This is a genomic window from Nocardiopsis terrae (genome assembly GCF_014651695.1).
Taxonomy (GTDB): domain Bacteria; phylum Actinomycetota; class Actinomycetes; order Streptosporangiales; family Streptosporangiaceae; genus Nocardiopsis; species Nocardiopsis terrae.
Genome location: NZ_BMXJ01000002.1, coordinates 776,357 through 789,036 on the forward strand (window position 1 = coordinate 776,357; position 12,680 = coordinate 789,036).

Genomic DNA, 12,680 nt, shown 5'->3' on the forward strand with positions numbered 1-12,680 from the left:
TGACGTAGGGTCCCAGAACGGGCGGTGTCCCGGCGGAGCGGGGAACGCGGAAGCGTACCGGTGCGTCCGAGAGACACAGAAGAGTCAGCAGCGGAGACTGGGGGCGCCATGCCTTACTCGAACACCGCGACACTGCACTGGGACTACCGGGACGGCCGTGTGGCCGCCGTGGTCGCCGCCGTGGTCTACAGCATGTGGACCCTCGAGGTCGTCCTGCCCGGGGGCCCGGGCACCGCCACGGGCGCCCTCGCCGACCCCGAATCCACCCTCGGCCTGGTGCTGGACAGCGCGCACCGGACCGCCGCGATCCTGGTCGTCCTCGCCGCCGGGCTGGGCCTGACCCTGGGCGCCAAACGCCCCCGCAGCTGGCTGACCGTCTCCTGGTGGTCGATGGCCGTGTTCGGCGCCGCCTCGCTCACCGCCTCGCTGCTGCCCGGCCGGTGCGTCGTGTCCACGGACGCGGCCTGCACGGTGGAGTCCCTGGTGGAGGGGTCGCAGGGCGCGACGGCGACGCAGACCGTCCTGGCCGTGGTCGCCGCCCTGTCCGCACTGCTGGCCTCGGCGGCCCTGACCCGGGACCGGCGCCGGGCCCGGGAGCGCGCCTGGCCCGCCCTGGCGCTGATCACCGTCGCGCAGGCGGTGGCCGCCGTGGTCGTCCTGGTCCTGGCGGCCATGGCGTACGCCTCTTCAGGGGACGGATCCCCCGGCGTCGCCCTCGGTCTCGCCGAACGGGCCCACCTGGTCACCGTCGCCCTGTGGCTGTTGGCCGTCGGGGTCGTGCCCGGCCAGTGGAAGCGCAGCCGCGGGCAGCGGAGCACGGTCCGCCCCGCCGACTGACGGAGGCGGCCAGGACCGCTGTCTGAACCCCGCTCGGACCGGCACCGTGCCGGCCGCCGGTCCGAGCCGTCACGGACCGCTCAGGCCAGTTCGGCGGGCAGGGGCCGGGCGTGCACCACGTGCAGGGTGCTGACCGCGCGGGTGAGCACCACGTACAGCCGGTTCGCGCCGCGCTCCTCGGCCTCGACGATGGCGGCCGGCTCGGCGACCACCACCGCGTCGAACTCCAACCCCTTGGCCAGACTGGCCGGGACGGCGACCAGGCGGGCGGTGTCCGTCCCGGTCCCGCCGAGCAGCGGGGCGTCCACCCCCTCCGCGGCCAGTGCCTCGCGTAGCGCGGGGAGCTGGTGGTCGGCGGCGATCAGCCCCACCGAGCCCTCGCCCCGGAGCGCTTCCCGGCAGCCCCGTGCCAGGGCCGGGGCGATCTCCCCGGCGGCCGGGAGCAACCGGAGCGCACCGGGTGAGCGGCGCACCGCGACCGGCGCGAAGGGATGGGACCTGAAGCCGGAGGCCTCCGGCCGGGGGCGGTCGGGGGCGGTGGGCGGGAGCGGGGCGATCGTGGGCAGCAGGCGGGCGGCGAAGTCGATGATCTGCGCGGGGACCCGGTACCCCCGGTCCAGGGTGTGCAGGTGACCGGTGGGCTTGCCCAGGTGTTCCATGAGCGTCGACCAGTTCCGGGCCGCCGACGGACTCGTGCCCTGGGCGATGTCGCCGAGCACCGTGAGGGAGCCCGCGCCCGCGCGCCGTCCGACCGCCCGGCACTGCATCGGGCTCAGGTCCTGGGCCTCGTCGACGACGACGTGCCCCAGACCGGAGGGGCGTTCGATCAGCGCCGCCGCCTCGTCGACCAGGGCCAGGTCCTCCTCCGACCACTTCGCGGTCCTGGGACCGCGCGGTTTTCCCGGCAGGAGCAGGGCCTGCTGCTCCTCCGGGGTGAGCAGCCCCCCGGCGGCGCGGGCCAGGCGCTCGGGGTCGGTGAGCAGGCCGAGCACCAGCCTGAGCGGCTCGACCTTGGGCCACAGGGCGGTGACCGCGGCGCGCACCGCCGGGTCCCGGCGGACCTGGGCGTGGGTGCGGTCGTCGCAGACCTCGCCCTCGGCCTCCATCAGGGTCAGGATCGCGTGCGCCATGCGGTGCGACAGGAGTTCGCGGCCGGACCCGTAGGCGACGCCGCGCGCCGCGAGCTCGTCGAGGAGCGGGCGCACGTCCTCCGGGTACAGGCGCCAGCGGCGCGAGCCCCGGCGGACCATCACGGTCTCCTCCGGGGACCGCAGGTGGGCCCACAGGTCGCGGCGGAGCACCTCGGCCATCACCGCGGACCCCTTGGTGCGCGCGGCCTCGGGGGCCTCCGTGCGGCGCACCCACCCCTGGGCGGGTCGCAGCCGCTCCGACAGGTCCCGGGTGAGGAGTTCGTGGACGGTGGTCTGGTGGACGTCCACCTCACCGAGGGCGGGGAGCACGTCCCGGATGTAGGACAGGAAGGACCGGTTGGGTCCGATGATCGCCACACCGGACCGGGAGAGCCGTTCGCGCTCGCTGTAGAGCAGGAAGGCGATGCGGTGCAGGCCGACCGCGGTCTTGCCGGTGCCGGGGGCGCCCTGGACGCACAGGGTGGTCCCCAGCGGGGCGCGGACCAGCGCGTCCTGTTCGGGCTGGATGGTGGCGACGATGTCGCGCATCGGCCCGGTGCGGGGGCGCTCGATCTCCGAGTTGAGGAGTTCGCTGCCCAGGGAGGCCTCGGGCGCGTCCGCGCCGACGAGCAGGTCCTCGTCCTCGAAGGCGGTCAGGACGGACCCGGGCTGGCCGTCGGGGCCGGTGACGGTTCCGAAACCGTACCGGCGCCGGACCCGCACGGCCATCCGTTCGCTGGGCGATGCCTGGTAGTAGGCGATGCTGACGGGCGCGCGCCAGTCCAGGACCACGGGACGGCCCCGGCCGTCGTGGACGTGGCGGCGGCCGATGTGGATCCGGTCGGGTTCGTCGGAGGGCCGGCGGACCGGGGCCGGGCCGCCGTCGGCGGCGTCCTCGTCGAGGAAGACGGTGCCGGGTTCGAAGTCCAGGCGCCCGAAGTACAGGGGGGCGCCGGGGATGTCGGCCAGGGCCGCCAGGCGGCGCTCTCGGCCGCGGCGCAGGGCGGCGTCGGTGACCTTGTCCTTGGCGGCGTCACCGAAGAGCAGTTCGGTGGCGTCGACCTCCTCGCGCATGCGGCGCAGGGCGGCGCGGGCCTCGTGCAGGGCCTCGCGTTCGGCGAGGAGTTCGGGGTCGGCGGGCACGGCTGTGGGATCGGTGGCGGTCATGGCGGGACCTCGGGTTTCGGCGGGACAGGACGCGGCTTCGCGCGTGCGCGCGGTCCCGCCCCGGTCGCCTTGACAGGCCCGGTTCGTTCCGATCCGTGAGCGCGCACCACGACCCCGGGGGGGGTGGCGAGGCCGAGCCAGCGATCCTACCCGAGGTGCGGGGTGCGCCGAGGTGGTGTTCGCGTCAGGTCTTGCGGAGGCGGACCCTGCTGACGCGGTGGTCGTCGCCCTTGAACAGGACGAGGGTCGCCCGGCCGCGGGTCGGGCGGATGTTCTCCACCAGGTTGACCTCGTTGATGGTCTGCCAGGTGTTGGCGGCGAACTCCAGGGCCTCGTCCTCGTCGATGGTCGTGGCCATGTGGTGGAAGTAGGAGCGCGGGTCGGAGAAGGCGGTGCGGCGCAGTTCGCGGAACCGGTCGAGGTACCAGTCGCGGATGTTCGCGACCTTGGCGTCGACGTAGATGGAGTAGTCGAAGAAGTCCGCGACGGCCAGGCGGCCCGCGGTCGCGGGCTGGAGCACGTTGATGCCCTCGACGATGAGGATGTCGGGGCGGTGGACGGTCTGGCGCTCGCCCGGCACCACGTCGTAGTGCAGGTGGGAGTAGACGGGGATCTCCAGGCGCTCGGCCCCGGCCTTCATCTCCGAGACGAACCGGACCAGGGCCCGGCGGTCGTAGCTTTCCGGGAAGCCCTTGCGGCGCATGAGGCCGCGCGACTGCAGGACGGCGTTCGGGTGGAGGAAGTTGTCGGTGCTGACGAGTTCGACGTCCGGGTGGTTGGGCCACTGGGCGAGCAGGGAGCGCAGGAGGCGGGCCGTGGTGGACTTGCCCACGGCGACGCTGCCCGCCACACCGATGATGAACGGTGAGGGCCGGTCGGCCTCGCCGAGGAAGGCGCGTACCGCGGCGTGGCGCTGCTGGGTGGCGCCCACGTACAGGTTGAGCAGCCGCGACAGGGGCAGGTAGATGTCGCGCACCTCTTCCAGCGAGGTGGGGTCGTTGGTACCCCGCAGGTCGCTGAGGTCGGCCTCGGTCAGGGACAGGGGCGTGGAGGCCCGGAGGGCGGCCCAGGCCGCTCGGTCCAGTTCCACGTACGGCGAGGAGATGCCGTTCTTCGTCGCGTGAGACACGGTTGACCACACTAGACGAGGTGCTCCCCCGTTCCGGGCAGGCGGTACCCCCATTACCCGGTTCCGGAGCGGAACGTGCCGGAAACCACACGTTCACCCGGCCGACACGAAAGGTTTTTTGGTCGGGCCCCGAGGAGGGGGAATCGACTCCACTCGGAGCCCGCCCCGGGCCCCCACCTGCGCGGTCTGGTTCCGATGCACCAAATGGTCTATACCGCCACCTGGGAAAACAACCAGTGGTATGGGGCACTGGTTGGTCGATTCGATACGACTTTTCGCTTACGCTGGCGGCCATGTGCGGAATCGTTGGCTACGTCGGGCCGCAACCGGCGCTTGAGGTTGTCGTTGACGGCCTCGCGAGGTTGGAGTACCGCGGATATGACTCCGCGGGTATCGCTGTGCTGGGCGGGGGGACCCTGCGCTCACAGAAGCGGGCGGGCAAGCTCGCCAACCTGCGCCAGGCCCTGGAGAGGAGTCCGGTCTCCGGTGACGGCGCCGGGATCGGCCACACCCGTTGGGCCACGCACGGCGCGCCCAACGACGTGAACGCCCATCCCCACGTCGACAACGACCACCGCGTCGCGGTGGTCCACAACGGCATCATCGAGAACTTCGCCGCCCTGCGGCTCGAACTGGAGGAGCAGGGCTGCAAGTTCCTCTCCGAGACCGACACCGAGGTCGCCTCCCACCTGCTCAGCACCGAGCTGGACCGGCGCGGCGACGGTGACCTCGCCGGGGCGATGCGCGACGTGTGCAAGCGCCTGGAGGGCGCCTTCACCCTGGTCGCGGTCTCCGTCGACGACCCCGACCTGGTCGTCGCGGCCCGTCGCAACTCCCCGCTGGTCGTCGGCCGCGGTGAGGGCGAGAACTTCCTGGCCAGCGACGTGGCGGCGTTCATCGCCCACACCCGTGACGCGGTCGAGCTCGGCCAGGACCAGGTCGTCGAGCTGCGCGCCGACTCCGTGGTCGTCACCGACTACGACGGCAACCCCGTGGACGTGCGCGAGTACCACGTCGACTGGGACGCCTCCGCGGCGGAGAAGGACGGTTTCGACTACTTCATGCTCAAGGAGATCGTCGAGCAGCCGAAGGCCGTCGCCGACACCCTCCTGGGCCGGGTCTCGGTCGAGGGGCAGCTCTCCCTGGACGAGATGCGGCTGACCCCGGCGGAACTGCGGTCGGTCGAGAAGGTCGTCATCATCGCCTGCGGCACGTCCTACCACGCGGGTCTGATCGCCAAGTACGCGATCGAGCACTGGTGCCGGGTCCCCTGCGAGGTGGAGGTCGCCAGCGAGTTCCGCTACCGCGACCCGATCCTGGACCAGCAGACCCTGGTCATCGCGATCTCGCAGTCCGGCGAGAGCATGGACACCCTGATGGCGGTCCGCTACGCCCGCGAGCAGCGCGCCCGCGTACTGGCGATCTGCAACGTCAACGGGTCCACGATCCCGCGTGAGTCCGACGGCGTGCTGTACACGCACGCCGGACCGGAGGTCGGGGTGGCCGCCACCAAGACCTTCCTCACCCAGCTGGCCGCCTGCTACCTGGTCGGCCTGTACCTGGCCCAGGTGCGCGGAATGAAGTTCGGCGACGAGATCAACGCCGTGATCGCGCAGCTGGCCACCATGCCGGAGCAGGTCGAGAGGGTCCTGGACACGGTCGAGCCCGTCCGTGAGCTGGCCCGTTCGCTGGCCGACGCGGACACCGTGCTGTTCCTCGGCCGCCACGTGGGTTACCCGGTGGCGATGGAGGGCGCGCTCAAGCTCAAGGAGCTGGCGTACATGCACGCCGAGGCGTTCGCCGCGGGCGAGCTCAAGCACGGTCCGATCGCGCTGATCGAGGAGGGCCTGCCGGTGGTCGTCGTGGTGCCCTCGCCCAAGGGGCGCAGCGTGCTGCACGACAAGATCGTGTCGAACATCCAGGAGGTGCGTGCCCGCGGTGCCCGCACCATCGTGATCGCGGAGGAGGGCGACGAGGCGGTACGGCCGTACTCGGACGTGCTCATCGAGATCCCGGCGGTGCCGACCCTGCTGCAGCCGATCGTCTCGACGATCCCCATGCAGGTGTTCGCCTGCGAGCTCGCCCTGGCCAAGGGCAACGACGTGGACCAGCCGCGCAACCTCGCCAAGAGCGTGACCGTGGAGTAGGCCGGGCCTGCGGCCCCCGGTGTGCGGGGCGTGCTGGGCGGGGTACGTCCCCCGCCCAGCACGCCCCGTCCGTGTTCCCGGGGCGCCCACGGCGCTCGGGTGTCCGGAGGCGGCGTGCTGGGCTCAGTGCACCGCGTGGTCGGTGCGGTGCGCGGCGCAGGCGGCCGCGGTGTCGTGGTGGGTCGGCAGCACCCCGTGCAGGTCGAGTACGTCCAGGATCCGAAGCAGTTGCCGGGGCGGACTCGCGAACAGGAGGTGGTTCTGGACGCCGGTGGCGGAACGGACCGCGCCGACCAGCGCGTTGACGCCCGAGGCGTCGATGAATTCCACCGCGGAGAGGTCGACGACGGTGCAGTTGTCGAGTGCGGCCGAGGCCAGCCGGGTGAACACGCCCTCGGCCGTGGCGATATCGATTTCGCCCTTCAGGTGCACGACGGTCATACCGTCGCACCGGAAGCGTTCCTGGTCCGGATCCAGTACGGCCACGCCTTACTCCCGGGCTCGGGGTCGGGGGGTTTCTCTGCCGCCGTCGGCCAAATGCCGACATGCCTTGACAGCCTACTCGGCCCGGCGGACTCCACCACCGGTCCGAGTCACGGGAACAACCCCTCCTCCGGGGATCAGGGGATCCGTCAGAGCGGATCAGAAGCGCAGACCGCCCACACGACCTTTCCGTGTCCGAGGGCGGGGCCCCAGCCCCATTCCCGGCTGAAAGCGGCGATCAGGCTGAGCCCGCGGCCGGATTCCGCGAAATGGTGCGCGTCGATCCGGACCGGGCCCTTGGGGCTGGGGTCGGCGACCATGCACACCACGGTGCCCTGTTCGGGCAGGGGTCTCAGCTGAAGGGTGATGCGGGTGTGCTCGGGGCCGTCGGCCGCGACCGCGTGCCTGCAGGCGTTCCCGACCAGTTCGGAGACGATGAGCCGGAGGTTCTCCGCCAGTTCCGGCATCCGCCACGCGAACAGGCTCTCGACACCGAACTCACGCGCGGAGCGGACCGAGTCCGGCAGCGCGCGGTAGGAGGCGGCCGCGACGGCGCGGGTACGCGTGCGCTCCCCGATCCCCAGCCGCCCGAGCGAGGGGTCCCAGCGCCCGGCCGACACCCCTCCGGACGCCTGCACCGGGAGGGGGTGGTTCCAGGATGCCCCGGCCTCAGGCTCCGAGAGCATCAGCTCTGTGTTCATCTCTCTCCTCGCGTGGAAACCCTCGAGTTCACGCCTGTCTGTCCGCTATGCCCGTTACTTACATACGTAAGCCACAGATGCACGTGCAGATCAACGTTCGGCAAGACTATAGGACTCTGTCCTGCTTTCGGTAGGCCTCCTCACGAAGAATTCGCCCTCCGCTCACCGGCGATTCCGGTTGGCCCGCTTCACCGCTTCCCGAGCCGGATCCGGGCCTGGCGCGGAAGAACCGCATCGGTATACTGAGCGGTCGCTCGCGCCAATACCACTCCTAGGGAGGCGAAGTGGTAGCCGATCCAATGCCGAACCACCAGGTCACACAGGATTTCCTAGCCAATTCCAGCGGTGGCCCCACCGTGCTGCGCATTCTGCTCGGCACCCAGCTGCGCCGCCTGCGCAAGGAGAAGGGCATTTCCCGGCACGACGCCGGATACGCGATCCGCGCCTCCCACGCCAAGATCAGCCGCATGGAGCTGGGCCAGGTCAGTTTCAAGCACCGGGACGTCGACGACCTGCTGAAACTGTACGGAGTGGACGATCCCGGGCAGCGCGAGGCCCTGGTCGGAATGATCTCCAGCGCCAACGCCCAGGGCTGGTGGCACAAGTACGGCGACGTGCTTCCCCAGTGGTTCGGCGTCTACGTGGGCCTGGAGGAGGCCGCGTCGGTCATCCGTACCTTCGAGGTGCAGTTCGTGCCCGGGCTGCTCCAGACCGAGGGGTACGCCAGGTCGGTCATCAAACTCTCGCGCACGGCCAACTCCGAGGAGGAGGTGGACAGCCGCGTGAACATGCGCATGCGCCGGCAGCTGCGCTTCACCTCGCCCGAGGGCGATCCGCCGCGCCTGTGGGCGGTCATCGACGAGGCGGTCCTGCACCGGCCCTACGGCGACGCCGAGGTGATGCGCGGCCAGATCGAACACCTCCTGGAGATGTCCCGCCGCCCCAACATCACCATCCAGATCGCCACGTTCGCCATGGGCGGCCACCCCGCCGCCGGCGGCCCGTTCAGCATCCTGCGCTTCCCGACCCCCCAACTGCCCGACGTGGTCTACCTGGAACAGCTGAGCAGCGCGCTCTACTTCGACAAGTTCGACGACACCAGCCGCTACGCGCAGACCATGGACCACCTCGCCACCCAGGCACCCCTGCCGGGCTCCACCGAGGAGATCCTCGAAGGCTTCCTCGAACGCTACGGGTCCTGACCGAGGGGACCCCGAGCGGTCCTCTCCCTGGCGGTCCTCTCCCGAGCCCCGCCCGCCGGGGACGCGCCCCCACCACCGGCCCCACCACCACGCCTCCCGGTCCTACGCCGCCCCCGTGCCGCCCCCGACAGCACCGACACCCCGGGCGAGGCCGCGAACGCCCTGAGTGCCCTCGGGGGCCGTCGGTATGTCCACGTTCGGCCACGACTGGGAAACAATCCTGGAACGCTGAACCGCCGGGACCCCCGAAGCGTTAGGCGTGACATGCGGTTCCACCATCGGTTCACCCTCGGCCAATCCGCGAGAACTTACTGATGCAAGCACGTATGCACGTGCATGCACTACGCTTTGGGTTTGCACGGGGACGAACGGACCAATCGTGCACGACCCTGCCCGTCCTGGGACACGGCGGGCGAAGGTCAGGATGGTCCAGCCCGACGAGCACGGCGCACTGGAGCCGCTTGTGGACCCCGCTCACACGTCCCCGAAGTTCCAGGAGGTTGAGATGCACCCGATCTACAACGGCGTCCCCGCGGACCGGTTGAAGGTCGCATGGACCAAGAGCAGTTGGAGCAATCCGGACGGGAACTGCGTGGAGGTCGCCACGCTGCCCGGAGGAGACATCGCCGTCCGCAACTCGCGTGACCCCGAGGGGCCCGCGCTCGTGTACACGCCGGCGGAGATCAGGGCCTTCGTCCGCGGCGCCAAGACCGGCGACTTCGACGCCCTCCTGGACTGACCCCGCGCCCCCACCCACCCCCCCGAACCCTGGGCCCCTCCCCCCACCGACAGACCAGCCCAGGAAACGTGTCCGATCCGTCGGGCCTCGCGGTCCACTCCCGTCCCGCGACGGCCTGTTTCCGTCCACGGAGCGGACACGAGCGGAGCCCGGCACCCACCAGGTGCCGGGCTCCGCCCGTCTACCACCGACCGCTACGCGGCCCTCCCGCCGCCGGAGGCGCGCTTCCTCCTCCCCCGGCGGCGGTCCGCCCTAGAGGCGGGTGGGGTCGACCAGGCCGTTGTCGCCGACCGGGGCCTGCTCCCACGGGAAGTGGGTGGCGCCCAGCGCCGGCTTCAGGTCGAACAGCCAGGCGGCCTTCTCGTCGTACTTGGCGAAGAAGGGCTTGCCGACCAGCTCCGGGTCACGCGCCTGGATGAAGTGCAGGACGAAGACCTTCTCTCCCAAGATCTCCGTCACACCGTCCACGCACACCTTGCCCGGCGTCGCCGACATCGACGGACCCCGCACGGTCCGGGCCAGGCCCGAGACCCGCTGGTAGGCACCGCGGAAGATGTCGTAGGCCTCGGCCAGCGGCACCGCGAAGTAGTCCTGCGGGCCGGTGTCGCGCTCGACGAACATGTAGTAGGGCACCATGCCGTGGCGCAGGTGCGTCCGCCACATGCTCTCCCAGGTGGCCGAGTCGTCGTTGATCGTGCGGATCAGCGGTGCCTGGGTGCGGATGACCGCCCCCGTGGCGCGGATCCGGCGCACGGCGTCCTGTACGAGCTCGGAGTTCATCTCGTTCGGGTGCGAGAAGTGGGCCATGAACGCGAGGTTCTTGCCCGAGGCCACGACCTTCTCGAACAGACGGAGCGTGTCGTCCGCGTCCGGGTCGGTGGTGAAGCGCTGCGGCCAGTAGGCCAGCGCCTTGGTCCCGATCCGGATGGCCTCCAGGTGCTCGATCTCCAGCAGCGGCTCGATGTAGCGGGAGATGACCCCCTCACCCATGATCATCGGGTCGCCACCGGTGAACAGGACGCTGGTGACCTCGGGGTGCGAGCGCACGTAGTCGACCATCTGGTCGATCTCACCGGAGGCGAACTTCAGGTCGGCGTCGCCGACGAACTGCGCCCAGCGGAAGCAGTAGGTGCAGTACGCGTGGCACGTCTGCCCCTGCTTCGGGAAGAAGAGCACCGTCTCCTTGTACTTGTGCTGGATCCCCGGGATGGGCTCCTCGTTGCCCGAGGTGGGCACGTTGAGGTCCATCTGGCCCGCGGGGTGCGGGTTGAGCTTGGCCCGGACCTGGTTGGCGGCCTCGTTCAGCTCCTTGCGCCCCGCGCCCGCGGACAGCAGGTCGGCGATCCTGGAGACGTCGTGCTGGGGCAGCATGTCCGCCTGGGGGAAGACCAGGCGGTAGATCGGATCGTCGGGAGCGGCGTCCCAGTCGATCAGCTCATCGATGACGTAGCTGTTGACCCGGAACGGAAGCACATGGGCCACCGCCTTGACCGCGAGCTGCTCGTCGGCCGCGAGGCCGGCTCGCGCCGTGAGCTCGTCAAGGTGTTTCGTCGTGTAGGCACGAAACCGACGTCCGGCGGACGGGGACTGTGCCACGTCAGGCGTAACGCTCACGCCTCTCCTCTCCTGCTGGTTCACCAGGGGCCTCCCCTGGGAGGAGGGCAGCCCTGATCCGGCGGTTCCGGCATACGGGTACCGGGGGACCACCGTGGGATGAAAATTTGGTTGTCGTCTGCGCTCGGGGCTTTCTCGGGCGACCGAGCCAGCGAGCGGATATACCCCGACTAGGGGATTTGTACCCACCTTGCGCAATATCCAGCCCTGACCTGGACATACTGCAAGTATCCTCGCATGGGCGCAGGTGGGCGCGGGAACGTGCCGTCCGCAGGCAGGGCGGGGGCGACCCGATAGCGTGTCACCACACCATCCAGCGCGGCCCGGCGGGGGCTCGCTCGCCCCTGCCGCGAACCCACCCGAAAGCGTGCGAACGGCACACACTACCCCGCCCCGCGGACCCCACCCACCAACACCGACCGACCGTGTGAGGAAGCAGTGACTGGCACTCCCGACGCGGACGCCCCGGCCCCGCGCACGTCACCGCCGATCATCGCGGTGGACGCCATGGGCGGCGACAACGCTCCCCAGGAGATCGTGCACGGTGCCGTCCGGGCCGTGCGCGAGCTGGGCCTGCGCGTCCTGCTCGTGGGGCGCCGGACCGAGATCGCCGCGATGCTCGCCGAGCAGGGCGCGTTGCGCGACATCCCGGTGGTCCACGCCGAGGACGACATCGCGATGCACGAAGGGGCCCTGGCCAGTTGGCGGCGTCCCCGCTCCAGCGCCGCGGTGGCCTGCCGGCTGATCCGCCGGGGCGACGCCCACGCGCTGGTGTCCGCCGGATCCACCGGCGGGATCGTGGCCACCTCCACGGTGCGGCTGCGCACCCAGCCGGGAGTGCTGCGCCCGGCCCTGGCCGTGACCCTTCCCACCGGAAGGGTGCCCACCATCATGGTGGACGCCGGGGCCAACGCCGACGCCAAACCGGAGATGCTGGTCCAGTTCGCACACCTGGGCTGTGCCTACGCGCAGACCGCCTTCGGCGTGGAGCGGCCCCGGGTGGGCATGCTGAACATCGGTTCGGAGCCGGGCAAGGGGAACAAGCTGATCCGCAGAGCCAGCGAGCTGCTCGCCGGCGCCGCAGAGGGCTCCGAGACCATGGACTTCCGCGGCAACATCGAGGGGCACGACCTGCTCTCCGGGAAGGTCGACGTGGTCGTCACCGACGGGCACAGCGGCAACGTGGCGCTCAAGACCATCGAGGGGACCGCCGCCTTCACCATGGACGCCGTCAGGGAGGCGCTCACCTCGTCCACCGCGGCCAAGGCGGGCGCGATGCTCCAGCGCGGCGCCCTGAGGAGGCTGCGCGAGCGGTTCGACAGCGAGACCTACGGCGGCGCCGCCCTGCTCGGCCTGACCGGCACGGTGGTCATCGCGCACGGCGACAGCCACCCCGAGGGCATCGCGCACGCCTGCCAGCTCGCCCACGACCTGTCGGGCGGCCGCATCGGCGACCAGATCCGGCGAAGGGTGCACCCCCGTTCCCCGCACTGGCTCCACCGCCGCGGCGAGGACCGCTGACCGGGGCCCG

At 71.0% G+C, this 12,680-nt stretch carries 10 protein-coding genes; 5 read left to right on the forward strand and 5 right to left on the reverse strand.

Going from position 1 to position 12,680, the window contains the following annotated elements; all coding sequences use genetic code 11:
- Positions 1–108: 108 nt before the first annotated feature.
- Positions 109–837, forward strand: a complete 729-nt coding sequence (locus tag IE195_RS07545; RefSeq protein WP_191268802.1) for a DUF998 domain-containing protein — start codon at positions 109–111, stop codon at positions 835–837.
- A gap of 80 nt (positions 838–917) precedes the next feature.
- Here the strand turns inward: IE195_RS07545 and IE195_RS07550 are convergent, their stop codons facing one another.
- Together IE195_RS07550 and coaA are read right to left on the reverse strand one after the other, a co-directional pair.
- Positions 918–3,134 (reverse strand): HelD family protein, encoded by a 2,217-nt coding sequence (locus tag IE195_RS07550; RefSeq protein WP_191268803.1) that lies wholly within the window; start codon positions 3,132–3,134, stop codon positions 918–920.
- Between the two features lie 184 nt (positions 3,135–3,318).
- Positions 3,319–4,224, reverse strand: a complete 906-nt coding sequence (gene coaA, locus IE195_RS07555; RefSeq protein ID WP_229826126.1) for a type I pantothenate kinase — start codon at positions 4,222–4,224, stop codon at positions 3,319–3,321.
- A gap of 332 nt (positions 4,225–4,556) precedes the next feature.
- Here coaA and glmS point away from each other — a divergent pair, with 332 nt between their 5' ends.
- Positions 4,557–6,410, forward strand: a complete 1,854-nt coding sequence (glmS, locus tag IE195_RS07560) for a glutamine--fructose-6-phosphate transaminase (isomerizing) (protein ID WP_191268807.1) — start codon at positions 4,557–4,559, stop codon at positions 6,408–6,410.
- A 123-nt stretch (positions 6,411–6,533) separates the two neighbouring features.
- Here the strand turns inward: glmS and IE195_RS07565 are convergent, their stop codons facing one another.
- Positions 6,534–6,896 carry an STAS domain-containing protein gene (locus IE195_RS07565; RefSeq protein WP_191268809.1) on the reverse strand — a complete coding sequence of 121 codons (363 nt, stop codon included), beginning with the start codon at positions 6,894–6,896 and terminating at the stop codon, positions 6,534–6,536.
- A 146-nt stretch (positions 6,897–7,042) separates the two neighbouring features.
- Complete coding sequence (locus IE195_RS07570) at positions 7,043–7,594, reverse strand: ATP-binding protein (protein ID WP_191268811.1); 552 nt, start codon at positions 7,592–7,594, stop codon at positions 7,043–7,045.
- Positions 7,595–7,893: 299 nt separating this feature from the next.
- Between IE195_RS07570 and IE195_RS07575 the strand changes: the two genes are divergently transcribed.
- Positions 7,894–8,796, forward strand: a complete 903-nt coding sequence (locus IE195_RS07575; RefSeq protein WP_191269102.1) for a Sco1979 family transcriptional regulator — start codon at positions 7,894–7,896, stop codon at positions 8,794–8,796.
- Positions 8,797–9,301: 505 nt separating this feature from the next.
- Positions 9,302–9,535: a DUF397 domain-containing protein gene (locus IE195_RS07580; RefSeq protein WP_191268812.1), complete on the forward strand. Its 234-nt coding sequence runs from the start codon at positions 9,302–9,304 to the stop codon at positions 9,533–9,535.
- Between the two features lie 252 nt (positions 9,536–9,787).
- Here IE195_RS07580 and IE195_RS07585 read toward each other — a convergent pair whose 3' ends face one another.
- Positions 9,788–11,131 carry a KamA family radical SAM protein gene (locus IE195_RS07585; RefSeq protein WP_191269104.1) on the reverse strand — a complete coding sequence of 448 codons (1,344 nt, stop codon included), beginning with the start codon at positions 11,129–11,131 and terminating at the stop codon, positions 9,788–9,790.
- Positions 11,132–11,587: 456 nt separating this feature from the next.
- On the opposite strand from IE195_RS07585, the gene plsX reads away from it, so the two are divergent.
- On the forward strand, positions 11,588–12,670 hold the full coding sequence (gene plsX, locus IE195_RS07590; protein WP_191268822.1) for a phosphate acyltransferase PlsX: 1,083 nt from the start codon (positions 11,588–11,590) through the stop codon (positions 12,668–12,670).
- Positions 12,671–12,680 lie beyond the last annotated feature (10 nt).